The organism is Bradyrhizobium sp. CB82 (genome assembly GCF_029714405.1).
Lineage (GTDB): Bacteria > Pseudomonadota > Alphaproteobacteria > Rhizobiales > Xanthobacteraceae > Bradyrhizobium.
Genome location: NZ_CP121650.1, coordinates 6442624 through 6467316 on the forward strand (window position 1 = coordinate 6442624; position 24693 = coordinate 6467316).

The following is a 24693-nucleotide window of genomic DNA, read 5'->3' on the forward strand; positions in this document are numbered from 1 at the left end:
GCATCGCATCGAGCGAGCGAGTTTGCCAAGACCATTTGCCATGACCACAGGTCTCGTGCGGACACCTCTTTGTGGGTAATCCGGACTCCCTCCAGGTAACGCCTTTTAGCCCGGCATCAATATTGGTGGGCGGCCTAACGTGACCGTCAGCCAGGTCATTCTCGCTGGAAGCAGCATGACCATGCTGGTGAGCACGAGGTCATTCCATGTTGCGTGTGATGATGCTTGGGTTGCGCGGATTTCCCGGCGTGCAGGGCGGAGTGGAAGCTCACGCGGAGCATTTGTGCCAAATGCTGAGAGAGCTGGACTGTGATGTTGAGGTGGTCGTTCGTTCCGCCTATGTGCCGCGTCATCGAGGCGACGCGTGGAAAGGAGTGCGATACCTGCGGATCTGGTCACCTAAATCCCGGGGCCTTGAAACGATCGTTCACTCGTTCCTGGGAGTACTGGCCGCAGCTTGGCGCCGCCCACAAGTCTTGCATATCCAGGCAATCGGGCCCTCTCTGATGGTGCCGCTGGCACGCTTGCTGGGACTGCATGTGGTGGTGACGCACCATGGCGCTGACTATGAACGAGAGAAATGGGGACGATTTGCCAGGGCCGTTTTGCGCACTGGAGAGGCATGTGGGATGCGGTTTTGCAACCGCCGCATTGTGATTTCTCGAACGATCCGCAACCTCATACGCGACAAGTACGGTCTGGAATCGTACGTGATACCCAACGGTGTCGACCTGCCGGAATTGCCAAGCAGCACTTCGGCGCTGGAACAATTCGGACTGACGCCGGGTCGATACGTGTTGACGGTGAGCCGCATGGTGCCAGAGAAGCGGCACAAGGATCTGATCGCGGCGTACGCAACTGCCAAGCTGAACGGATGGAAGCTGGTGGTGATTGGGGCTCCGGATCACCCGGACGCCTACGCCGCGGAAGTGGCGGCGCTTGTCCATGCGACCCCCGGCGCAATCTTGGCTGGCTTTCAGACCGGCCTTGCGCTGCGCGAGTTGTACGCTCATGCCGGCGTTTTTGTCCTGCCATCTTCTCACGAAGGTTTGCCGATCGTGCTACTGGAGGCATTGAGTTACGGGCTTCCTGTGGTCGCAAGCGATCTCCCCGCCCATCAGGAGATTGGATTGGAGGCGAAGCACTATTTTCCTTTGGGCGATGTGCCCGCGCTTGCCGCTCGGTTGGAGTCATTCGCGCGCATGCCCTGGCCGGCGGAAATGCGCGAGAGCACTCGCCGATGGGTCGCCGAACGTTATGACTGGCACTCCGTGGTGAAGCAGACCATCCGCGTATATCGCCGAGCGGTACGCAGCTGTGAAGCCGAACTTCGGGGACGTAGAGCGTCCGCTGGGTGAGTCAGTATGGGATTGATTGAATTTGACATCGGCCTGGGTACGAGACCGCGCTGATGAAGGTACTGATGGCCAATAAATTCTTCTTCCCCAAAGGCGGCGCGGAAGTCGTCATGTTTCAAGAGCGCGACTACCTGTTGCGCTCGGGCGAGCAAGTGATCGATTTCTCCATGCAAGACGAACGGAATCGTGAGTCACCTTACGAATCCCATTTCGTTTCCAACAAGGACTATCGAGATGGCCGAAAGCTGTCGAAGTTGAGATCTGCGCTTTCTTTGGTTCATTCGCGGGAGGCAGTCAGCAAGATTGCTGCACTGATCGACAAAATGCGACCCGATGTCATGCACTGCCACAACGTCTATCATCAGATAACGCCGTCGATCATCAGCATTGCCAAGTCGCGGGGCATTCCGGTCGTGTTGACGCTGCACGACTTCAAGCCGGTCTGCCCGTCATATTTGCGTCTGCGGGCGGGGCACCCTTGCTCGCTGTGCCTGGACGGAGATTTCCGTCAAGTCCTAATGAACCGCTGTGCCGGCGGGATAGCGGCCAGCGCCCTGCTCTACGCGGAAGCGGCAGTCCAGCGTTGGCTCGGCAGCTATGAAAATGTGGATCGATTTCTCGCGCCGAGCCAGTTCATGCGTGATGCGGCTTTGCATCGGTTCCGACCGGAACAGGTCGTGTTGCTCTATAATGGGGTGGATACCGCCGAGTTCGACGCGAGCGCGCAGGATGATGGATATGTTCTCTATTTAGGGCGGCTTTCCAGAGAGAAGGGCGTCGAGACTCTGTTGCGGGCCCATGAAGCTGCTGAGAGTTGGGACCTGGTGATCGCCGGGACCGGTCCTTTGGAGCGTAGCTTGCAGATGCGATACCGCAACGCCCGGTTTGTTGGCCAGTTGTCAGGACAAGCGCTGAAGGCGACGATCGGTGGTGCCTCGGCAATCGTTGTACCCTCAGAGTGGTACGAGAACTGTCCAATGTCGGTGCTGGAAGCGATGGCTTATGGCAAACCCGTCGTGGCGAGCCGAATTGGGGGCATTCCCGAACTCGTTGTCGACGGCGAGACCGGCGTCTTGTTCGAGCCTGGAGATGCAGATGAACTTCGAATGCTCGTCAGCCGCCTGATGAGCGACGCCTCGCTGCGTGCACGCATGGGCGCTGCCGGCCGTATTCGAGCAGAGAAGCAGTTTTCCATCGAGAAGCACAACGCCAATCTGATCGAAGCCTATCGATCGCTGGTAGACGTGTGATGCGTGGATGAGAGCACTGAGCAATGAGAAGTCCATTCGGCGTGTTGCGAGAGGCGCGTGAGCCTCGCGCATGCCTGTTAACTAGGAGCCTAACCGTGGAAATGTTTTTCGATCATCCGGACGGTCGTATTCAGATCAGCGAATTGAATAACGGGAAACGTCGCATTCACGTCCACCCGCGGGATTCTTCCATATACATTCATCGCTCCTCCTGCGACACGGCATATCCAATGGAGCTGATCGCGCAAATATTGGAGGTTAAGGGACCCGGGTATCTTTGCGATGAGATCTCTCGAGACGAGGACAGCTCGTATCTAGAGGCACACTTGCGAGCAACGCTATTTGCCCATCTGCCAAAATCAGCATTCGTCGGTGCACGACTGTTGGATTTTGGCTGCGGATCTGGTGCCTCGACCATGATCATGACGCGCTCTTTGCCCGCGCTTTCCGATGTTGTTGGCGTCGAGCTTGAAGATAGGTTTCTGCGCATTGCCCGTGCCCGCGCCGACTTCTACAGGATGACAAATGTTCGCTTCGAGCGCAGTCCGGCCGGTGATCGCCTTCCGGAGCATCTAGGCCTGTTCGATTTTATCGTGCTTCCTGCTGTGTATGAGCACCTTCTGCCACCTGAACGTAAAACGATCATCCCGCAGCTTTGGAACCATCTAAGCAACGGAGGGGTGCTGTTCATTGACGAGACGCCTGCTCGCTGGTTTCCTGTCGAAACGCACACCTCCAGTTTGCCGTTTGTAAATTATCTGCCCGATCCGCTTGCGCATCGCTTCGTCCAATACTTCTCCCCACGCGGATTGCGCAACGAGTCCTGGACCGATCTGTTGCGCAAGGGAATTCGAGGAGGCTCCGTGAATGAGATCTTGGGTATCATCCACCGCAAGGGCGGGCTGCCCGAGCTGTTGAAGCCCGGATATGACGGCATGCTGACCCCCGTTGATGTGTGGTACGAGGGCTACGCGCGGAGTGCGTCGGGACGCACCGGAGAACTGAAGCGCACATTCGGGAAGGCGTTGAAGGTGTTCAATGATGCATTGCATCTTGCGCCGGTGCCCTATCTTTCGCTTGCGATACGCAAGAACGGCTGAGGGAATCTAACGCACGGACTCCGCCTGGAAGTTGAGCTATGGTTAGTCGAGTTGTCGGTGTAATTGTCTGGCTCATTTTCTTGGCGTGGTCGCCAAATGGCTTCGCGATCGATCATGATGTCGATGGCGCCACCGCTTCTTATGGAATCGGCTCCTGCTCGCTAACCTCATCACCTTCGACTAGACTGGTGCGTTCGTGTGCTGAACCAACCGCGCTGTCAGAAGCCATCCATCAGAATACGCCTGGCAACAGCGAAGGATATCCAGAGGGGCTTGCTTGGGATAAGGGCTTTTACGGCACTTCCAGGCTAAAGCCGGCGCCCTCTGGATTCTCGGCCGTCACTGGATGGGGCGTTGTCTATCCCGAGGCCGGAACACCGGTGAGTCCGAATGCGGCGACCTGTACTGTACGGATCGCAAACTTCAGGACCTACGTTCACCTCACGATCGGTACCTGGATCAAGGTGCAAGATCAGGCGCAGGGCGGCATCAACGGAGGCCATTACGTCGCGGACTTCTCCGCTGGTGATACACATACTCGATGGAGCGAACAAACATTGCCCGATGGCAGCGTGTCCGTGGATGCGCCGCTACCAGGATACAACGATCATTTCTGGCCCTCGGTGCGCGGAACCTTCACGCCCGGAGCGGTTGACGGTGTCTACGTTGAAGCACAAATGAAGACCAACGATACCAGCGCGAATTTGGTCGCCCAGATCGGCGCCGATTGGTGGCGCGACTCGACGGCTCAATACTCAAGCAGCGTCAACAACAATCCCGCTGTCGGAGGAAACAACTTCATCAAGCTAACGACGGAGTGGAAAACTCTCTATTTCACTTCGCTCAGTCCGCAGCAATTGCAGGCAGATCCGCCGCCCAGTCTGCGGAGCCCCCCTCGCCCCCGTCAGTGACCTCAGTCGAACGGGAGCGGCGAACTCCCCAGACCACTTCCCTCAATGCGACGGAGCGGTCGTCGCAATCACTGTAGCGCGCTTGGCCGTCGCAGGGCTCTCATCAATGTGCACAGAGGTTGAGGTCCTCGATAGCCAACTGGTAGCGTTGTCGCGCGCGCTTCTTGCAGAACGTCGCGGCGCATTCCGGCAAGACGGCGTTTGCTCTCCGCCTCCTTCGTCTCCGCGCTCGCCTATGTGACGCGCCCCAGCCTTGAACTAACCGATCGGGCACGTGCAAAGGCGCGGATATAGGGCCGTATGGAGCACTACATACGTGTGTATAAATCACACTTTGAAAGTTTTTTCGCCATTTTTGCTCATTAACCAACCGGGCCAGCAGTTGGGGGGGCACCTTCCATAATCCCACTGCTTTGAAGTCCGCTCGCAGCGCGAGGCTGCGAAGCGTTGGAATCCGCTCGCAGCGCGAGACTGCGAAGCGTTGGAATCTGCTCGCAGCCAGAGGTTGCTAGCATGCAATATGTCGCGCACCTTCGCGATGCGCGGCAGTGGAATTCCCGTCTACAACTTCCTGCAAAGGAGATCTTACGAGTGTCCACAAGCGCTTTGAACGCAGCCATCTATCAGAACACGCCAGGCAACAGCCAAGGATACCCAGAGGGGCTTTCTTGGGACACGGGTCTGTACGGTACTACCACGCTCACCCCAGCGCCCTCGGGGTTTTCGGCTGTCACAGGTTGGGGTGTAGTCTATCCCCAGGCCGGAGCAGCGGTCAGCCCGAACGCAGCGAGTGACACTGTACAGATCGCAAACTTCACGACTTATCTTCACCTTACCAATGGAACCTGGGTCAAGGTGCAAGACCAAGCACAGAATGGTATTGGCGGAGCCCATTACACGGCGGACTTCTCCGGTGGACCATATGCATGGAGCGAGCAAACGTTGTCAGATGGCAGCGTATCCGTGGACGCGCCACGAACCGGGTACAACGACCATTTTTGGCCCGGACAGCGCGGCACATTCACGCCCGGAACCGTCGACGGTGTCTTTGTTGAAGCGAACATGAAGACCAACGATCCTAGCGCGAATCTGGTGGCTCAGATCGGCGCCGATTGGTGGCTAAACTCCACTGCTCAATACTCGACCAGTGTCAACAACAACCCCGTCGTCGGGGGAGGCGACTTCGTCAAGCTGACAACGCAGTGGCAAACCGTCTCCTATTCTTCGCTCAGTGCGACGCAATTGAAAGCAGACCCACCGCCCGGCCTCGAGCCCGATCCGACGACACCAACCACGCCCACGACACCAACGGTCACGCCGGCGGTGACGCAGGCTACGGCCTCTCCGGGGACGGGAGTCGAGCGTGCCGGCGATACCATCACGCTGTCGCTCGGCTTCAGCGAGGCCGTGACGGTGACGGGCACGCCGACGCTGTCGCTCAATGACGGCGGCAAGGCCACCTATGTTGGTGGTTCGGGCACCAGCACGCTCACCTTCAAAACGACCGTCGCATCGACCGACACGAACACTTCGGCGCTTGCCATCACCGGGGTCAATCTTCCGAGCGGTTCGAGCATCAAGGATGCTTCCGGTGTCGCAGCGAACCTGTCGGGTGCGGTGAAGACGTTCTCCGGTCTCCAGATCGATCCGATCTTGCCGGCGGTGACGCAGGCCTCGGCCTCTCCGGCGACCGGCACCGAGCTCGTCGGAGATACGATCACACTGTCGCTCGGCTTCAACGAGGCCGTGACCGTGACGGGCACGCCGACGCTGTCGCTCAATGATGGCGGCACGGCCACCTATGCCGGTGGCTCGGGCACGGGTACGCTCACCTTCAAAACGACTGTCGCGTCGACCAACACGACCACGTCGGCGCTCGCCATCACCGGGGTCAATCTCCCGAGCGGCGCGAGCATCAAGGATTCGTCTGGTGTCGCGGCGAACCTGTCGGGCGCGGTGAAGACGTTCACGGGTCTCCAAATCGATCCGCCGACCTCTCCGACCACGCCGGTTTCGGGCGGCGGCACCACCACGCCGACCTCTCCGACCACGCCGACCACGCCAACAACACCGACGCCGTCAGCGACCAAGCCAGCCCTGACCATCGCGGATAGCTCGCTCTATGTAGCCGGCAGAGGCGGTACCGTCGACCTGGGGACCAAGGTGTCAACGACCGACTCCAACGATGTCGTGACCGTGAACATCACGGGGTTGCCGAAGTACGAGACGATCACCGACAAGCTCGATGGCCGGACGTTCCAAGGGAACAACATCACCTTGACGGCAGCGCAGGTCGACAGCGGACTGACGCTGACGTCGAACTACAGGGGCGGCGGCCATCCGACCGCTACGCTCACGCTGACCGCCAGCGCGAAGGACCCGACCAGCGGTGCCGTTGCGACGGCCTCGCCGCAGACCATCACCGTGACGGATCCCCGACCCGCTGCGACCGCAACGACTACAACGTCGCCGACAACCACTGCAGCGGATCCGTCGCATCCGACCGGTACGAGCACAGGGGTCCCGGCAGTCCAGTCGGGGCAGCATCAAGACCCGGTCACTAGCACCGGCACGATCTCCGTGTCACCGCCGACCGATCTCACGGATCGTGCCTCCACGATCGCCGCAAGGGTAACGTCTCTGGCGGGTCAGGACCTTGCGGTGGATCATGGCTCTGCGCTGTTCAGCCAGATCAGAGATCTGATCGGCGGCGGCGGCGTTGCGACCTCCGTGCCGCAGCCCATCTCCGTGACGGATTTTCGATCTTCGACCGGCACGAGCACGGCTTCCCTGGCGAGCCAGAGCTTTGCGCTGCTGAACCAGTATCTGGCCAGTAACTCCGGCCGGGTGGATTCCGGGCAGATCGTGGCGGCCGTGTCGCAAGCGACCGGTTGGGGTCAGGAATCGTTGCTGGCCAGACCGCAACATTAGCGCCTTGCCGCACCCAGGCTCAGCGCCTGGGTGCGGCACCGTCAACGATTGTGAATGCATAAGAAGGAACATCATACGCGGTCGGTAGCCGCGAAGGGTTGAGTTAAAAATGGCGATCCAGAATGGAAATGCCCATGCCGCAGACCTCGGGCTTCGAGCCCTGGCTCTGTTCCTGCGCCTTCATGGCGTGAACGCCGAGCCTGACCAGCTCCGCGACCGTTGCGGGAGCAACGATATCGGCATCAGCGCGATGCTTCGCTGTGCGCACGAATTCGGGGTCAAAGTCCGCTCACGCACGATGCGTTGGAAGCGACTTGCGAGCACCACGCTGCCCGGAATCGCGTCGCTCCGTGATGGCGGCTTCCTGCTTCTCGGCAAGGTCGATGACGAGATGGCACTTGTGCTGCATCCAACCGCATCGCGTCCGAACATGATGACGCGCGCCGAGTTCGAAGAAGTGTGGGACGGCCGTCTGATCCTGGCCGGCTCACAGAATCTCGTGCACCGGTTGCTTCATTTCCTTGCCGGCATGAGTATCCCGGGGCGTGAACTGGCACGGCGTGCCGGCGATGCCGTGATGCATGCTGGCAATATTTTGGCGCACGCCCGGGACGTCTTCATGCGTGCCCAGGACGTCTTCATGCGTGCCCGCGATACCATGATGCGCACGCGGTCACCCGATCGATCCGATATGGCTTCCCAGGAGGCGGATCTTGAGCCTGCGGGCGGCGATGAGTCAGGGCTCATTGCGGTGGCGATATTGCTGCGCTGCCATGGCATTGCGGCCGACCCGGAACAAATTCGGCATCGCATGGGAGCGGCGCGGGTCGGTGTGACCGAAATTCTCCGCTGCGCCAGGGAGTTCGGGCTCAAGGCCCGGGCCCAGAGATCGAGCTGGAGCAGGCTTTCGGTCACGCCGCTGCCGGCAATTGCCATGCTGCGCGACGGCGGCTTCCTGATCCTGGGCAAGGTCATCGACGACAAGCTTCTCGTTCAGCGCCCGTTGTCTCCCCGACCCGAATCCATGACTCAGGCCGAGCTCGAGGCCATCTGGGACGGCGACATCATCCTGATGACCCGGCGTGCGGCCCTGACGGATCTGTCCCGGCGATTTGATATCGGCTGGTTCATCGGTGCCGTCCACAAGTATCGCCGCCTGCTCGGCGAAGTGCTGGCCGCGTCGTTCTTCCTACAGGTCTTCGCGCTCATCTCACCGCTATTCTTCCAGGTGGTGATCGACAAGGTGCTCGTGCATCGAAGCATGAGCACGCTCGACGTCCTGGTCATGGGTCTCGTGGCGCTAACCGTGTTCGAGACCGTTCTCGGCACGCTGCGCGTCTATCTGTTCGCGCACACGACGAATCGCATCGACGTCGAGCTCGGCGCGCGGCTGTTTCGTCACCTGATGGCCTTGCCGATCGCCTATTTCCAGACGCGCCGCGTCGGCGATTCGGTTGCACGTGTTCGCGAGCTGGAGAACATCCGTCAGTTCCTGACGAGCTCGGCGCTCACGCTGGTTGTCGATCTCCTGTTCACTGTCGTCTTCCTCGCGGTGATGTTCTACTACTCGACATCGCTGACGCTGATCGTCATGGCGTCGTTCCCGTTCTACATCGGCATTTCCGCCGGTGTCGCGCCGCTGTTCCGCCGTCGCCTTGACGAGAAGTTCAATCGCGGCTCGGAGAACCAGGCCTTCCTGGTCGAGAGCGTCACCGGCGTCGAGACACTGAAGGCGATGGCGGTCGAGCCGCAGATGCAGCGCCGCTGGGAGGAGCAGCTCGCCGGCTATGTGGGCGCAAGCTTCCGCGTGCTCAGCCTCAACAACACGGCGAGCCAGGCGGTCCAGATGATCAACAAGCTGGTCATCGCCGCAACGCTGTACTTCGGCGCCAGGCTCGTGATCGGCGGCGACCTATCCGTCGGCGAGCTCGTCGCGTTCAACATGCTGGCGGGACGGGTGAGCATGCCGGTGCTTCGGCTCGCGCAAATCTGGCAGGACTTCCACCAGGCCCGTCTGTCGATCGACCGTCTCGGCGACATCCTCAACACCATTCCCGAGCCGAGCTTCAGTCCGGCTCGCGCTGCCCTGCCGCCGATCCGCGGCAAGGTCACGTTCGAGCACGCGACCTTCCGCTACCGCGTCGACGGTCCCGAAGTGCTGCACGACGTGTCCTTCAACGTCGAGCCCGGCCAGGTGATCGGCATCGTAGGCTCTTCGGGCTCGGGCAAGAGCACCATCGCCAAGCTGATCCAGCGTCTCTATGTACCGGAGAGTGGCCGCGTGCTGGTCGACGGCGTTGACCTCGCGATGGTCGATCTGACCTGGCTTCGGCGCCAGATCGGGGTGGTCTTGCAGGAGAATGTGCTCTTCAATCGCTCGATCCGCGAGAACATTGCGCTCGCCGACCCGGCCATGCCCATGGAACGCGTCATCGAGGCGGCATCGCTCGCGGGCGCTCACGACTTCATCCTGGAGCTGCCGGAGGGCTATGACACCGTCGTCGGCGAACGTGGCAGCAGTCTCTCCGGCGGGCAACGTCAGCGTGTCGCGATCGCCCGCGCGCTGATCACCGATCCGCGCATCCTCATTCTCGACGAGGCGACCAGCGCGCTGGACTATGAAAGCGAGCGCGCCATCCAGCAGAACATGAGACGGATTTCCGCCGGACGGACCGTTTTCGTGATCGCGCATCGACTCTCGACCGTGCGCAATGCCAACCGGATCATCACACTCGAGCATGGCCGCATCGTCGAGGACGGCAGCCATGACGAGCTGATCCGCTCGAACGGGCGTTACGCAAACCTCCACTATCTGCAGGCCGGCATCCATGACGTCCGCTAGTCGAAATATCGTTCCGTTCCCGAGACGCGAGCCGCGCCGCCGCGAGCACGAAATCGCGTTCCTGCCGGCGGCGCTCGAGATCACTGAAACGCCGCCGTCGCCGGTCGGGCGTGCGATCGGGGTGAGCATCATCGCGGTGTTCTGCATCGCGCTGGCGTGGGCGTCGTTGGGCAGCGTCGATATCGTCGCGACCGCGACGGGCAAGATCGTGCCGGGCGGGCGCACCAAGCTGATCCAGCCATTCGACACGGGCGTCGTCCGCGCCATCCACGTCCGCGACGGACAGACCGTCAAGGCCGGCGACGTCCTCATCGAGCTCGACCCGACGATGACGGAAGCCGATCAGGAGCGACAGAGAAGCGATCTCGTTGCGGCAGAGCTCGACGTCGCGCGGCTGCGCGCGGCACTCGCCCAGGATCCGCTTGCCGCCTTCCGGCCACCGCAGAGCGCAAGTGCCGCGGAGATCGAGATGCATCGCCAGTTCTTGATCAGCCAGCGCTCCGAGCAGCACGCAAAGCTTGCCGAGATCGAGCGCCAGCAGGGTCAGAAGGAAGCGGAGCGCGCGACCACGTCAGCGAGCGTGGCAAAGCTCCAGGCGACGATCCCGGTGCTCCAGGAGCGCGTCGATATTCGCAAGGGGCTCGTCGACAAGGCCCTGGCTTCGAAGGTGGTCTATCTCTCCGAGTATCAGGAGCTGGTCGGTCTTCAGCAGGATCTCGTCCTCCAGCAGAGCCGGCTGCACGAAGTCGACGCAGCCATCGCTTTGCTGAAGGAAACGAAAGAGAGGACCTCCGCGGAGTATCGGCGCGCGACCTATGACGCACTTGCCAAAGCCGAGCAGAAGGCGGCGAGCGCTGCGCAGGAAGTGGTCAAGGCGGAGCGGCGCACGAAACTCCAGCAGTTGACTGCGCCGGTCGACGGCGTCGTGCAACAGCTCGCCATTCACACGGTGGGCGGCGTGGTGACGCCGGCGCAGGCGCTCGCCATCGTGGTCCCGAGCGAGAGCCAGCTCGAGATCGAGGCCATGCTCTCCAACCGCGACATCGGGTTCGTCCATCCTGGACAGAAGGCGGAGATCAAGGTCGATACGTTCAACTTCACGCGCTATGGGCTCCTGCATGGAGACGTGCTCAGCGTGTCGACCGACGCCATCACGCGCGACAGGCCGCAAGGCGCCTCGAATGACCGCGCGTCGGGCACGGCGCAAGGCAGCAGCGAGCCGAAAGGCCAGGAGCTGGAATATGCGGCGCGCATTTCACTCGACCGCACCCACATGCAGGTGGAGGACAAGCTCGTCAAGCTCGGCCCCGGCATGGCAGTGACGGTCGAGATCAAGACCGGCGCGCGCACGATCATCAGCTACCTTCTCTCGCCGCTGGCGAGGTACAAGCAGGAATCGCTGCGAGAGCGGTAGACGAAGCGGAGCATCATCGATGAGCATGCAGGCAACTGGAAGGCGGCCATTGGGAGCGAGCGAACTCGTCCGCGGCATCCATCAATCCGACCACGGCCGTGCCAGATACTGCCATAGTGGTCCCAAGATCGAGATCAAGCGGGACCGCGCGCTGTATCCCGTAATCGGCATGGCCTCATCCGGATTGCACCCTTGACCCGCGCTAATCGAGCGACGAGTGGCGTCGGACTTGAACGGTCCAATCCGAAATGTTTTGCCGACGCCCCGGATCGCAATACGAGCCCACACCATCAGGAAAGGCAGAGGGTCATCCCAGCTGAACCAGGCGAACTCCTTGCGACCCCTGAATGAATGCAACCAGGCATAGGCCGATAATTCGCCTCGCCTGGCATAGTTCACGCTTGCACGGAGATCCTCCGGTTCTACAACGAAGACTCGTCCGTCGACCTGTCTCGAGCGTCGCACGGTCTGTCCGGTGAGGTCACCGTAGAGCGCTCTCGCGACGTCGAGGCCATTGTCGTCCACGAACACGCGAAACTGGGCCCCGATGCGCGGATTGAAATCCAGAAGTTTGTACTTTTGATCTCGCTCGTCGAAGCGAAAGTCCAGATCCATGATGCCCGCATAGGATATCGCCTTGAGCAAAGTCTGGGCGTGATGGAGCAGAACGTCATTGGTTGTGGATCTGCCCAATGTAGTCATTCCAGCCTGTGGCGGATAGGATCGCAGTTTCATTCCCGTGAAAGCGGCCAGGCACTCCGACGCGCTATTGCAGTAGCCGTGGAAGAACCAGTCTGTTCCAGGAGGAATGTATTCCTGGAGCAGCAGGTTCGGATTCTGCGAGCTCCCCGCCCTATGCCAGATATCGACGAGTTCCTGTTCCGAGTGAACAATTGATACCCTCAGCTTCGGATGGAGCCATCCCGCTGCTGGTTTGACAACAATCGGGAATCTCGCTGATGCCGCAAACTCGTGCACATCTGAGATCGACTCGGGGCACTGCATGTTCGGACAGGGCACGTCTATTTGACGGCAGAACGCGTACAGCATCTGCTTGTTCGCGAGAATCCGCGGCATTCCGACCGATATATCGGGAAATATGAACCACTGCCGCAGCGTCGCAGACTCTTCGGCGACCAAGATGGCAGCCAGATCATCGGTGGGAATGAGGATTGTGGGCTTGTTGAGCTTTCTGCCAATGCTGACCAAGGCTTCAAGCAACTGCGGTCTTGGTAAATCACCAGCGTGCCAGACAAAACTCCCTGCCAGGTATCTTGAAACGCCCGCCGGGGTCAGGTGATCCTCTGCAACCGTGTATACGGGAATGCCCAGCCTTCCCAGGCTTCGGATGATGCCAAGCTGCCCATGGTGAATCGCATAGCTCCCGGTCTTCAGGATAAGTACGGGGGCAGGAGCGGTCACGGGCGGTGCCTTATGAGGTGTTCGCGTTGTGCTCTGAAATCAACGCCGCCAAAGTCGAACGGGATGGGGCTTGCCTTTCGCTAATACTGCGGCAGATGCGCTCGGCCGTATACTGACATCCACACAGGAAGCGCATCAGCGGCCCAAAGTTGTAGGCGCTCGCGATCCCGGTGAAATAGAGGCCCGGAATTGAAGACTCGAAGCTGGTCGACAACAGGGGGACCTGCTCGACGCAACGCAGATCGCGCAACAATGACGCGTCGACGAACGGCAGCGAATGGGCGACAAATCGATAGCCGGTCGCAGCGATGATATGGTCGGCGGCGAGATCGCGCGATATCCCATCCTGTCCTCTGACATGGACGACCGCCCTCCCGCCTCTCATCGTCGCACCTAACACGGATTGGCCCAGTAGGATCGGGACACGGCCGAGGACACGCTCCCGAAGCCACCACGCACCGGCGGGACCCAGCAAAGCCTCGCGCCGCCTGCTGCCCCGCACCATGTCGAGACGCGTCCTTTGAGGTAGGTAGTAAAACAGCAACGGGGCATTTGCGCAGAACCACGTTTGAAGCCCGGCTCCGAGTGCCGAGTCTGGCCGCCGCGTTCGTTGCCAGACTGATCGCGGATCAGGTGACGGGACCTGATTCCAGCTAATCGAAGACCCACGTACGAGCAGACTCACCCTTGCCTGAGTCTCGTTCAACAGCGCCGCAGTCTCGAGAGCTGACTGTCCGGCGCCGATGACAATGACGTCGCGACCTTTGAAGTGGCTCAGGTCGCGATGGACACTGCTGTGTGATCGCAACTCTCCGGGCAACTGCGCCAGCTCTTGCGGAATATACTCGGCATGTGACAAGCCGGTCGCGATAACAACATTTGTCGCCCTGATGCTTTCCCCATCCGCCAGCCTCAGGTCGAACCCGTCTGATCTTTTCTCGAGCGCCATCACCAATACGTCTTCCACCATGGGAACGAGACGCTGCTGAAATGACAATGCGTATCTGGTGAAAGTGTCGAGCGGAATTGGAGCCGTCGCGTAGGACTCTCCTGCTTCTGCGCAGAATTGCTGTAGAGTGTGGTGCCCGGACGGATCGGCAAGGCTCGAGGCGTGCTCTTCAGATTTCAAAAACATGCCCACCGGCATTTGCGCTCGCCACCGATGCATCGGCGTGCCGAAGATCCGAAACGGCACTCCACTGGCGCGCAAATGTGCCGCGACGGAGAGGCCATAAGGCCCTGCCCCAACGATCGCTACCGGCAGATCCGACAGACTAGCCATTGTCGCTCCCAATCGAAGTCTCTGGCGCAGCATGAGACAAACGCGCAGCGACCGCGCAAAACCGTGTGCGGAAGCTGCGAAGCAAGGACGGCATTGTCTCACACGCAGACCCACGTCCTATGATAAAATTCGCCCGAGATGCAGACCCTTACGGATTACCCCGTCGGCTCCCCCGCTTCGCGCCTGCATCAGCCCGATGCCGCGGCGAGGGCGCACATTCAGCGGGCACGGCAGAGCGCCGCCAGGATCTTCCTAAGGACGATGAAGAGGCAACCTTGCTGCACGTCAATTTGCGCGCACTACCACAACGATAGCGTGCATCGCGTCGCGCTCAAGTAACACAACCGGCCTTTGTGGGGCTTGCCCTGGGGGTACCTCTTCTGGAGCAACAAGGGGGGAAAGCGAGGGTCCTCCATGCGAGTTATAGGATTGCGCATAGGCGGCGCGCATAATGATGCATCTGGAACGGGACGCATCATCTTGCGACAGGTACTTGCATATGGGGCGCACGGTTATTCCTAGTTTGAACGCCGCCCGCGACGGTGCTGACACATTGCGCAGCGATGCGGATCAAACACCGGTTGTGCTGAAGTCGATGGGACGCCTGCCCTCGGCTGGACGATCCGCGCTCCCGTGGATGGCGGCGGTTGTGCTTGCGCTCGGTTGGATGTCCGACACGCTGGCCTCCCCCAATCAAACGCGACGCCTCTTGGAGGCACGCCACGCGGCAGTTGCCGACCTCGACTCTAACGAGATGACAGGTCGTGATGAATTCTTGGCATCGTTCTTGGCATCGCCGCTACGCCGCGGCGACGACGAATCGGTGCAGGTTGCGCAAGCAACGACGACCGACAAGGGAGAGCCGCAGTGGTCTCCGGAACGGGGATTCCTTAGGTCGGAAACACCAGCCTGCGAATTGAACGTTACAAGGGGCGACATCGAGTTGCTGCACCGACAGCTCGCGCATGAGCACGATCGGGCCGAACGGCTGGAGCAGGACCTTGCGGCGACGCGACGCAATATCGTCACGGATGGGGGCTCCGTGGAGTTGCAGAGATCCCTGCAACAGGAGCGCGATCGGACCGGCCAGTTGGAACAGGCGCTTGCGGCTGCGCGACGCGATATCGAAGCTCAGACAGCGCTTGCGGCAAAGGCGGGCGACGAGGTCGCCCAGCTGAAGCAGGCGGCGGAAGATGACCGCACGGAATTGAAATCTCTACAAAAGGAGCGGGATCGGGCCGACCGGCTGGAGCAGGCGGCGGAAGATGACCGCACGGAATTGCGGAACTCTCTACAACAGGAGCGGGATCGGACCGGCCAGCTGGAGCAGGCGCTTGCGGCCGCGCATCGCGACGTCGAGACTCAAACAGCGCTTGCGGCAAAGGCCGGCGACGAGGTCATCCAGCTGAAGCAGGCATCGGAAGGTGGCTTCGTGGAGTTGCAGAAATCGCTGCAACAGGAGCGCGATCGGACCGGCCAGCTGGAGCAGGCGCTTGCGGCCGCGCATCGCGACGTCGAGACTCAAACAGCGCTTGCGGCGAAGGCCGGCGACGAGGTCATCCAGCTGAAGCAGGCAGCGGAAGGCGGCTCCGCGGAGTTGCAGAAATCGCTGCAACAGGAGCGCGATCGGACCGGCCAGCTGGAGCAGGCGCTTGCGGCCGCGCAGCGCGATGTCGAGACTCAAACAGCGCTTGCGGCGAAGGCCGGCGACGAGGTCATCCAGCTGAAGCAGGCAGCGGAAGGCGGCTTCGTGGAGTTGCAGAAATCGCTGCAACAGGAGCGCGATCGGACCGGCCAGCTGGAGCAGGCGCTTGCGGCCGCGCAGCGCGATGTCGAGACTCAAACAGCGCTTGCGGCGAAGGCCGGCGACGAGGTCGCACAGCTGAAGCAGGCAGCGGAAGGCGGCTCCGCGGAGTTGCAGAAATCGCTGCAACAGGAGCGGGATCGGACCGGCCGGCTGGAGCAGGCGCTTGCGGCCGCGCACCGCGATGTCGAGACTCAAACAGCGCTTGCGGCAAAGGCGAGCGACGAGGTCGCCAAGCTGACGCAGGCAGCACAAGCCGGCGCCGCTGAACAGAAACGCTCGACGCAGAAGGAGCACGAGAGAGCCGATGCATTGGCGCAGGATCTCTCGATGGCACGCAGCAAGATCTATGCATACGAGGCTCAAGCGGCCAAAGCTAGCGAGGAAGCAGCGCAGCGCAAGAAGGCCGAGGCGAGCGACACCGCCGACTTGAAGCAATCTCAGCAAAGCGAGCGCGAGCGAGCTGAGCAGCTAGCCCGGGATCTCGCAAAAGCCAGTCGCGATCTCGACGCGGAAACCCAGCGAGCGTCCAAGGCCAGCGAGGACGTCATCCGGATCAAGCAGGCCGGAGAGCGGGACTCGGCCGAGCTGGGCCGCTTGTTGCAGCGTGAGCGTGAGCGGGCCGAGGGGCTGGAGAGGGATCTCGCATTGGCGCGTCAAGACAACGGCAAACTTGCGGCGAAAGATCTCTCCGCTGCGTCTCAGTTGGCTACCACTGGCCTCGCCGTGCGCGAGGAGCCGCCGTCAGCGCTGGCACGGCCAATCCAGATCCAGCCTGTCCAAAACAAGCCAGTCCAAAACAAGCCGGTCCAAGACAAGCCAGTCCAAGACAAGCCAGTCCACGACCAGGCCACAGCGGCGCGCAGCCAGGGCGATGCTCCGGTCAATCCTAACGAAGGGGTGCAAGCGGCGAAATTGATCGCGCGCGCGAGCATCTTGCTTGAACAGGGAAACATCGGCGCGGCGCGGATCGTGCTGGAGCGCGCCGCTGAGATCGGCAGCGCGCAAGCAAGCTTCGCGCTCGCGGAAACCTACGATCCGCTGGTCCTTCCCAACTTCGGAACATACGGGACGCAGGGCGATCTCACTAAAGCGCGAGATCTCTATGCGCGGGCCGAAGCCGGCGGAATCAAGGAGGCGAAGGCGCGATTGGAGGCGCTGCGCCGATAGCATCCTTGCAGCCGGCGCAGGATGAACCCGCAGGACCGCGTTAGGTCAAAATGTGTAGCGCTGTTCCGAGAGAGCATGCGCCATCAAGGATCGAAAGGAGTTCGTCGATGAAAAGGCTCATAGGATTGCATCGGCTGCTCTTGCTCGCGGCCGTGGTCCCGTTGCTCCTGCCCCTGGCCATTCAGCCCTCGGCGGCGGCGCAGCCACTGAATTTGCGGCCCCACAAGGCTCACGTGGTCCGGCCCGTGCCGCCGCAACAGAGGCCGGAAGTAATCTCCATGAACGCCTGGACCGTCGGTCTCGCCGGAGGTCTCCTCGAAGGCGCGCCGATCCGCCTCGCGGCGGAGATCGCGCGCGTGGTTGACGATGGAGACAACCTGCATGTTCTTCCGGTCGTCACACGCGGGGCCACAGAGAACCTGAATTCCCTGCTCTATCTACGCGGCATCGATGCGGCGATTATCAATTCCGATGCCCTCGAGGAATACAAGAGCCAGGTGTCGGACATCCAGCGACGAATTGCGTATGTCATGAATCTGTTCCCGTCCGAGCTGCAGATCTTCGTTCGGCCGGAGATTCAGAGTCTGAACGACCTTGCCGGCAAGAAGGTCAACTTCAACAACCAGGGCACCGCTGCGGCCTATTCAGGGCCGCTGATCTTCAGCCGCCTCAATATCGAGGTGGAGAAAACGTTCATTCCGCACCAGGTCGCGCTCGAGCAGATGCGCAAAGGTGAAATGGCGGCCGTCGTCTTCATTACGTCGAAGCCGGTGGATGCTTTCGTGAAGGGCCGGTGGGAGCCAGGCTTCAAGTTCCTGCCCGTCCCGTACGAGAGCAAGTTCGAGGACTACTATCTTCCCGCATCTCTCGATGCGACCGACTATCCCAATCTGATCAAGCAGGGCGAACGGGTTTCGACGATCGCCGTGCCGACCGCTCTGGTGTCATTTAATTGGCCGGCCAAGTCGACCCGCGCTGAGCGCGTCGCGCGCTTCGTCGACCATCTGTTCTCCCGGATCGACAGATTGCAGACATCCGGTTTCGATCCGAAGTGGAAATCCATCAATCTCGCCGCGACCGTTCCGGGTCTCACGCGCGTCCCTGCGGCGCAGGCCTGGCTGGATCGTCAGCCCCGCACAACACATGCATCGCAATGAAACGCGCCGCGATCCTGCTTCTTATTGCACTCGGAGGTACAGGCGGCATCGCGTTCGCCGAGGATCCCATGACGCAACTTCGCTCCTGCCTCCAGAAGGAACACGCGGAGCGCCTGGGGTGTCTGGATAAATTGACGCGCACGATCGCGCCTCAGCGTCGCCCGACGCCCGAAGACGAATGGATCGTCAGCCAGACGACCTCGCCCGTAGACTACTCGCCGATCGCGACCGCGACGACATCGTCACGCAGCGGGACCAGCGAGTCCGCGATGCAGCTATCCATACGCTGTCGCGGCGGCCGGACGGAGCTGGTGCTCGCGGGACCCGGCATCTCCCGCGAAGGCGGAGATGGGGTCATTTCCTATCGCGTCAATGATAATCCGGCTGTGCAGGTCGCAGCAGCGGTGCCGGCATTCGGTTCCGGCGTCGCGTTCGCGGGGGATGTTGTCCGCTTGTTACAGTCGCTTCCGGATAGTGGGGAGTTCATCGTCCTTCTCTCGCCTCGGGGCGGGACCGCCCATGACGGGACGTTCTCCCTCGCCGGGCTCGACGCGGCGCGCGCGAAGATGGCCGCGGCGTGCAGATGGCCGCGCGCCATCGCAACACCCAACCATTGATTGTGTGAACATGATTGTCTTCGAGGAGGCGCTTAATGATCAGGTTTCAGCATATTGCAAGTGCGGCCGCTGTGGGAGCGATCGTCGTTCTGGTTTCCGCGTCATTCGCGATCGCGGAGCAAGGTGGGAAATACTGGACGCCGGCGGAAGGGCAGCCTGTCGCGCATAAGGCAAGCCCTGCGAGACACCACATAGCGAGGCGAACGACGGCAAGGCAGATGCGCTCCGCGCTTGCCCGCATGGAGGATCCCACTGCAACGAAGAAGGAACATCACTTGATCCTGCAGGTGAACACGAATGACCCGGCGGCGATGAATCTCGCGCTCAACAACGCGACGAACGTTGCCCAATACTACAAGGACGCTGGCGAGAAGGTGAAGATCGAGGTCGTCACGTTTGGGCCGGGCCTGCACATGCTGCGTGACGACACGTCGCCGGTAAAGTCGCGCATCGAGGAGATGGCCCTGAGCACGCCCGAAGTTTCGTTCAAGGCCTGCGGCAACACCCAGGAGAAGATGCAGAAGGCCGAGAACAAGGACATCCCGATTGTGCGGCAAGCGGAGGTCGTGAAGTCGGGGGTCGTGCGCGTGATGGAACTGCAGGAGACGGGCTGGACTTACGTCAAGCCGTAAGGTCGGACAAACCGGCCATTGCTTGCTCAGACGAGGCCATTTGTCCAAACAACTCATGGCTCTCGCTGGGGCGGGAGCGATCGAACCTCCGAATGGCGGAATCAAACTCTGTTAGATCACGCCATGATTTCACGGGGCGTTTGTCGCAGACGATCCATGGTCCGCGCGGGCTGTCAGCAGCGACGGCCCGGAAACAATGGACGGTACTAATCAAGCCGCACTGCAGGCCGTTCGGAAGTGCGGGGCTGGAGCCACTTGCCGAACGGCCTACATTTGGCGAACGCGCAGAGCAGGCTAGCGCGACCGCCGAACTTGCTCGGATCGAATGTCAGTTTCGTCGTCCCACATTACGGATAGATTACGAAGCTCGCGATCGTATGGGCCTTAGGCACCGGACGATGCTCGAAATGTTAAACCCATGGCCGTGAGCCAAGCATCAATTTCAGCCAACGTGATCGGTCCATTTCCAGCTTCGTTCGCCAGTTCTTCACGGGTGTAGGCGCTAGCGATCAGAGCGATGTTCCGGGCGCGCTGCGCGGGGCGGCCGCCGCCTCTCGCCGCAAACCGGCCAGTCAGAAGCGCTTTGCGAGCACGCCGTGAGAGAAGTGATGCCGCCTGGTCCGCCCGCTTCGTCATATTCACAAACCTTCCAGCTTGTTGGGCGAGGACCTTCGCCAGAGTCCCTCAAAGCAATCCGAATGAGTATCGCAAATGGCGGAACCTAACCTTCATACCCGTACCTGGATTCGATCTGGCGAACATGACGAGAGCCTGCGCCGTTGCGCCGCTACATGTAACTGTGGGTAAATACTCAGGCCTGTTGAGCACAGATGGTGATGCGCTCGAACGCACCGTCGACAGCCATGTGAGCAATCTGCGCCGCAAGCTCGATGAGGCTGGCGCATCGGGCATGATGTCCGTCGTTCGCGGTATCGGATATCGGCTAGCGGCGCTATGAAGCGGTATCGACTGAGCCGGCAGATCGCACTGTCAATGATCGGGTGGGACTGGTCTTTGTCTATCTGTGGTGCGTGCTATCGCGGAGGCCCATAACGGCCGGGCCGCATCCAGGACATCTCCGACCGGCGGCTCAATTTCTGAGATTATTCTGCCTCTCAATGGCGTCAATGATGCTCTGAATTGAACGAACCAGCCCGGAGCCAGGATTGATTCAGATCACGTAATGCGTCTGCAATCGACATTCGTGAGTAAGCGGATGGTCTCGTTTCTACAGGGGCTAGAGGGCGTTCTGGTATTCGATGCGGCTCCCCTCTTTGGGCTCCCGGCATTGCGGTAGTGAGTGGGCTGTGGCGCGAGCCGCGTCGGTTCGTTCGCAAACCCGACGATCTACCCTGCAATGTCAGAGGGTTCTCCTTTGGTTAACGAACAGTCGCATGGAGTTGGATGACGGAGGCAAAGAATTGTCGATCTTCGAGGCTTCTGGCGCGCAGCTCGGCGACAGGCCGACCGGGAGCCGGCCCAGCCGTCAGATCATAACGCTTGACGAGGCTCTGGCGGCGATCTCAGTGCGTCAATTCGACTTGATTGTGGTCGACAGGCATTTACCCGACGGCGATGGCGTCGAGCTACTTGCGCGACTGAAGCAGTTGCAACCGCGGCCCGGCGTGCTCGTTCTGACTGCGCTTGACGATCCAAACGACATAGCGCGCGCGCTTGACGCCGGAGCTGACGATTATTTGGCTAAGCCTTTCGAGCCGATCGAGCTGATTGCGCGCGCCAAGGCGGTCATCCGTCGGCTTCAATTGGATCAAAGAGGCAGGGTAACGGTTGCCAATCTGATGTTCGATTCCACGTCAAGGATGGCTTATATAGACGGCGAGCCACTCGTCATCCCACGGCGCGAGCTTGCCTTGCTGGAAGCGCCCGCGCGGAGATCCGGGCAAGTCGTTTTGCGGGATACGCTGGAAGCGGCCGCCTACAGCTTCGAGGACGAAATCCAGTCGAACGCGATCGATGCGCACATCTCACGATTACGAAAGCGCTTGCGCGACAATGGTTGCTTAGCGAGCATCAAGCCATTGCGCGGGCTGGGCTACCTCTTGTGCGACACCAGATGAACCGCATCCGCGGCTCGATTACGCTAATCGCCGCAGCGCTTTTGAGCCTTGTGATCGCCGTTATCCTGTCATGTGTGCTGATCCTGCAGTTCAGTCTTATGGACGACGATGGCACCTTTGCGCATTCCGACGCTGCGACGGCAATTAAGGCCGCAATTGGTCGCGACGAACGCGGAGAGCTGACCATCAACGAGCATAGTACGAAGGCAGCCAAGGTGACGCCAACGCTCTTAGAATTCAAACGTAAGTTTTCAGGCTTTTGGTACGTCGTCTCCGATGGCCGGAGCGTGATCCAGTACGGACCAGTGCCTATACGGGTTTTGGCAGGCTTAGCTGATGAGCAGAAGAAGTCATCGTTTTCTGAATACGCAGTGAACGATACATCAATGCGGCTCTCTCGTTCGGCGGCGGTTGACCAAACAGATGCTGGCGAGATTCTGATGGAGGTCGGCGGAGCCGCCTATAGTCGGTGGCAGATGTTTATTAGCACAGTCCAGGATACTTCATATATAAGGATACCTATCCTCATCGTGCTCGTTGGCACAATTCTAGCTGCAATTGTAATCGTTCCAATGTTGATCGCGCGCCCCGTGCGCCGCGTTGCGGTCTCGGCCGAATTGATTGACGGAACGCGCGAGGGCATCCGCTTGCCTGAGAAGAGCGCACCGTTAGAGCTGATCCCGATGGTCAGCGCTTTCAATCGGGCGCTCGAGCGCATTGACGCGACGACCTCGGCACAGCGTCGCTTTCTGTCCAACGCAGCGCACGAGTTGCGCACGCCGTTGGCACGGGCGCGGACACGGCTGGAGGGGGTCGGCGACAAAGCACTGAAAACGGCGCTCGTTTCCGACTTGCAATCACTGTCTTCGATTATAACAATGCTTCTTCAACTGGCGCGTCTATCCTCGGTGCCGGCTCAGGAAACGGAAATCGATCTCGTCGCGACAACGAAGCAGATCGCCGCCGAACATGCGCCCAGCGCGTTGGATTCTGGCGTTGAGATCGAATTCTCGGCTCCGGGCGGGTCCATCAAAACCTACGGGTCCGACCAGGCGATCAGGATTGCGCTCGCCAATATCATTCGCAATGCGCTGCGGCATTCCCGAGAAGGTCAGCGGGTTTTGGTTGAGGTGGACACTCCAGCGACGGTGCGCGTAATCGACCGCGGTCCGGGAATCGCACCGGGAGACCGATCTGCGGTACTTCAACCCTTCGTACGCGGCCGTCAGGATAGTGATGGCACGGGACTTGGTCTGGCCATAGTCGCGCAAGTGATGGCTTTGCACAAAGGGCTGGTGGCGATTGACGATACGCCTGGTGGCGGCGCCACGATCGTCCTGAGATTTCCGCCGATTGAATCGCCGTCAATTCCGGCTCGCGACTACGAGCGCAAAAAAACGCCCGTCTAATTTGTTCGCTCGGACATAGCCGGCGATTGGATTTGAGGACGCGGCGCACTCGCGGAAAGCTACCCGGTTGGGAAATTTCGTCACTGACTCGATGGCGCCCCACTCATCGTCGATGAATTTGTAGAGCATGATAGCGACCTTGAGTTTTGTCGTTTTCATGCGCCAAAGTCGTCATTCGCGAGCATGACCCCAGATGACCGTTGCGGCAAATGTCCGCAGCAGAGACTGCGTAATGCTATGGCAATGCTCTAGGCCTAGCGTTCCAGTGTGACTAACATCGTCTTCCGACAAAGGAACTCATATGAAGAAGCCAGCATTGATAGGAGCCGCGGCGCTGATCGCTATGACCTCGTTGTCGCCAACACGTGCGCACGCGGACGATGGTGCAATCGCGGCGGGTATCATTGGCGGCCTCGCAGTCGGCGCACTTGCGGGGGGCGCCATCGCGAATTCGCACCGGGCCCCTGTCTATGTCTATGACGACTACCCGGTCTATCGGCCGAGGGGTCGCGTCTATAGATATTACGAGCCGCCCTATTCTTCCGGCTACCGATATGATTCGGGCTATGGCTACTCTTCGGGATATCGTGACGGCTACAATGACGCGGCGTCGGACTGGTGAGGCTGAGGGCGTCTTCGCGAAGACGCCCTCCTTGCAGCCAACCACGCATCACGACGTCTTCTGACGATATGGCGCTCTTTGGCGAAGCGCTGGCAAAGCTGCATGGCGCCGCTCTGGCGTTTCCCCGCACCCACGTCCGATCGCTTCAGCCGACCGAAATCTGGCGAGATGCGATCGACGCCCTGCGACCGGTGCGCGCCTTCGAAGCCCTTCTCCCCAAGATCAACCGCGCTTGGCAGTCCGCCTTCCATGGGGTAACAAAGTTAGGCCTGCCGCAAGGAAACTGTCATGGCGATGCGTGGACAGCGAACGCGCGCGCGACGGATCGCCGGGTGACCTTCTTCGACTTCGACGAATCCGGACATGGTCCCCTTATGCTCGATCTCGGGACACAGGCATGGCATCTCCGGCATGACCGCGCCGCGGACACCGGATGGGCTTATCGCTTCGATCCTTGGCGGTTACGAGAGAGTCCGGCCGCTTTCGGTTGCCGAAAAAGAATCTCTGCCCCTTTTTGACGCTTTGGCCGAACTTCGCTCTCTGCTGTTTCTCGCCCGTTTCTGCATTCTCTCCGATCAATTGTGGGAAGAGGTTTCGCGGCGTGCGCTTGCACCGCTTTCTCCGGTGTAGACAGCGAAAAACTTCACCGTCGACAATTCTAAGGTGGTGCCATCGTCGCGCCCCACGACGGAGA

At 60.6% G+C, this 24693-nt stretch carries 17 protein-coding genes and 1 pseudogene; 16 read left to right on the plus strand and 2 right to left on the minus strand.

Annotated elements, in window-relative coordinates:
* Window positions 1–206: 206 nt before the first annotated feature.
* The 7 genes from QA640_RS31280 to QA640_RS31310 all read left to right on the plus strand — a co-directional run bounded on the left by QA640_RS31280 (window position 207) and on the right by QA640_RS31310 (window position 11806).
* Complete coding sequence (locus QA640_RS31280) at window positions 207–1358, plus strand: glycosyltransferase family 4 protein (protein ID WP_283036689.1); 1152 nt, start codon at window positions 207–209, stop codon at window positions 1356–1358.
* Between the two features lie 53 nt (window positions 1359–1411).
* Window positions 1412–2608: a glycosyltransferase family 4 protein gene (locus QA640_RS31285; protein ID WP_283036690.1), complete on the plus strand. Its 1197-nt coding sequence runs from the start codon at window positions 1412–1414 to the stop codon at window positions 2606–2608.
* Window positions 2609–2709: 101 nt separating this feature from the next.
* Window positions 2710–3708, plus strand: coding sequence for a class I SAM-dependent methyltransferase (locus QA640_RS31290; RefSeq protein WP_283042944.1), 999 nt, complete (start codon window positions 2710–2712; stop codon window positions 3706–3708).
* A 38-nt stretch (window positions 3709–3746) separates the two neighbouring features.
* A complete protein-coding gene (locus QA640_RS31295; RefSeq protein ID WP_283036691.1) occupies window positions 3747–4619 on the plus strand; it encodes a hypothetical protein in 873 nt (290 codons plus the stop codon).
* A 1062-nt stretch (window positions 4620–5681) separates the two neighbouring features.
* Window positions 5682–7550: a hypothetical protein gene (locus tag QA640_RS31300; RefSeq protein WP_283036692.1), complete on the plus strand. Its 1869-nt coding sequence runs from the start codon at window positions 5682–5684 to the stop codon at window positions 7548–7550.
* A gap of 109 nt (window positions 7551–7659) precedes the next feature.
* Complete coding sequence (locus tag QA640_RS31305; RefSeq protein ID WP_283036693.1) at window positions 7660–10392, plus strand: type I secretion system permease/ATPase; 2733 nt, start codon at window positions 7660–7662, stop codon at window positions 10390–10392.
* Window positions 10379–11806 (plus strand): HlyD family type I secretion periplasmic adaptor subunit, encoded by a 1428-nt coding sequence (locus tag QA640_RS31310; RefSeq protein WP_283036694.1) that lies wholly within the window; start codon window positions 10379–10381, stop codon window positions 11804–11806. Before QA640_RS31305 ends, QA640_RS31310 begins: the two co-directional genes overlap by 14 nt.
* Window positions 11807–11887: 81 nt before the next feature.
* On the opposite strand, the gene QA640_RS31315 is transcribed toward QA640_RS31310, so the two are convergent.
* Both QA640_RS31315 and QA640_RS31320 read right to left on the minus strand, forming a co-directional pair.
* Window positions 11888–13228: a hypothetical protein gene (locus tag QA640_RS31315; RefSeq protein ID WP_283036695.1), complete on the minus strand. Its 1341-nt coding sequence runs from the start codon at window positions 13226–13228 to the stop codon at window positions 11888–11890.
* Between the two features lie 10 nt (window positions 13229–13238).
* Window positions 13239–14510, minus strand: a complete 1272-nt coding sequence (locus tag QA640_RS31320; RefSeq protein WP_283036696.1) for an NAD(P)-binding domain-containing protein — start codon at window positions 14508–14510, stop codon at window positions 13239–13241.
* 916 nt (window positions 14511–15426) lie between these two features.
* On the opposite strand from QA640_RS31320, the gene QA640_RS31325 reads away from it, so the two are divergent.
* From QA640_RS31325 to QA640_RS31370, 9 genes and pseudogenes are all read left to right on the plus strand, one after another.
* Window positions 15427–17484, plus strand: a complete 2058-nt coding sequence (locus QA640_RS31325; protein ID WP_283036697.1) for a hypothetical protein — start codon at window positions 15427–15429, stop codon at window positions 17482–17484.
* Window positions 17485–17591: 107 nt separating this feature from the next.
* Window positions 17592–18641: a TAXI family TRAP transporter solute-binding subunit gene (locus tag QA640_RS31330; protein ID WP_283036698.1), complete on the plus strand. Its 1050-nt coding sequence runs from the start codon at window positions 17592–17594 to the stop codon at window positions 18639–18641.
* Between the two features lie 68 nt (window positions 18642–18709).
* The gene (locus QA640_RS31335; RefSeq protein ID WP_283036699.1) at window positions 18710–19258 is read left to right on the plus strand and encodes a hypothetical protein; all 549 of its coding nucleotides are present in this window, start codon (window positions 18710–18712) and stop codon (window positions 19256–19258) included.
* Between the two features lie 35 nt (window positions 19259–19293).
* Window positions 19294–19890 (plus strand): DsrE family protein, encoded by a 597-nt coding sequence (locus tag QA640_RS31340; RefSeq protein ID WP_283036700.1) that lies wholly within the window; start codon window positions 19294–19296, stop codon window positions 19888–19890.
* 832 nt (window positions 19891–20722) lie between these two features.
* A pseudogene (locus tag QA640_RS31345) lies at window positions 20723–20848 on the plus strand (winged helix-turn-helix domain-containing protein); the annotation flags it as partial.
* A gap of 436 nt (window positions 20849–21284) precedes the next feature.
* Window positions 21285–21968, plus strand: a complete 684-nt coding sequence (locus tag QA640_RS31355) for a response regulator transcription factor (RefSeq protein ID WP_283036701.1) — start codon at window positions 21285–21287, stop codon at window positions 21966–21968.
* A complete protein-coding gene (locus QA640_RS31360) occupies window positions 21965–23377 on the plus strand; it encodes a HAMP domain-containing sensor histidine kinase (protein ID WP_283036702.1) in 1413 nt (470 codons plus the stop codon). The genes QA640_RS31355 and QA640_RS31360 overlap by 4 nt, the downstream gene beginning before the upstream one ends.
* Window positions 23378–23678: 301 nt before the next feature.
* On the plus strand, window positions 23679–23999 hold the full coding sequence (locus QA640_RS31365; RefSeq protein ID WP_283036703.1) for a hypothetical protein: 321 nt from the start codon (window positions 23679–23681) through the stop codon (window positions 23997–23999).
* 68 nt (window positions 24000–24067) lie between these two features.
* A complete protein-coding gene (locus QA640_RS31370) occupies window positions 24068–24517 on the plus strand; it encodes a phosphotransferase (RefSeq protein ID WP_283036704.1) in 450 nt (149 codons plus the stop codon).
* Window positions 24518–24693: the final 176 nt, after the last annotated feature.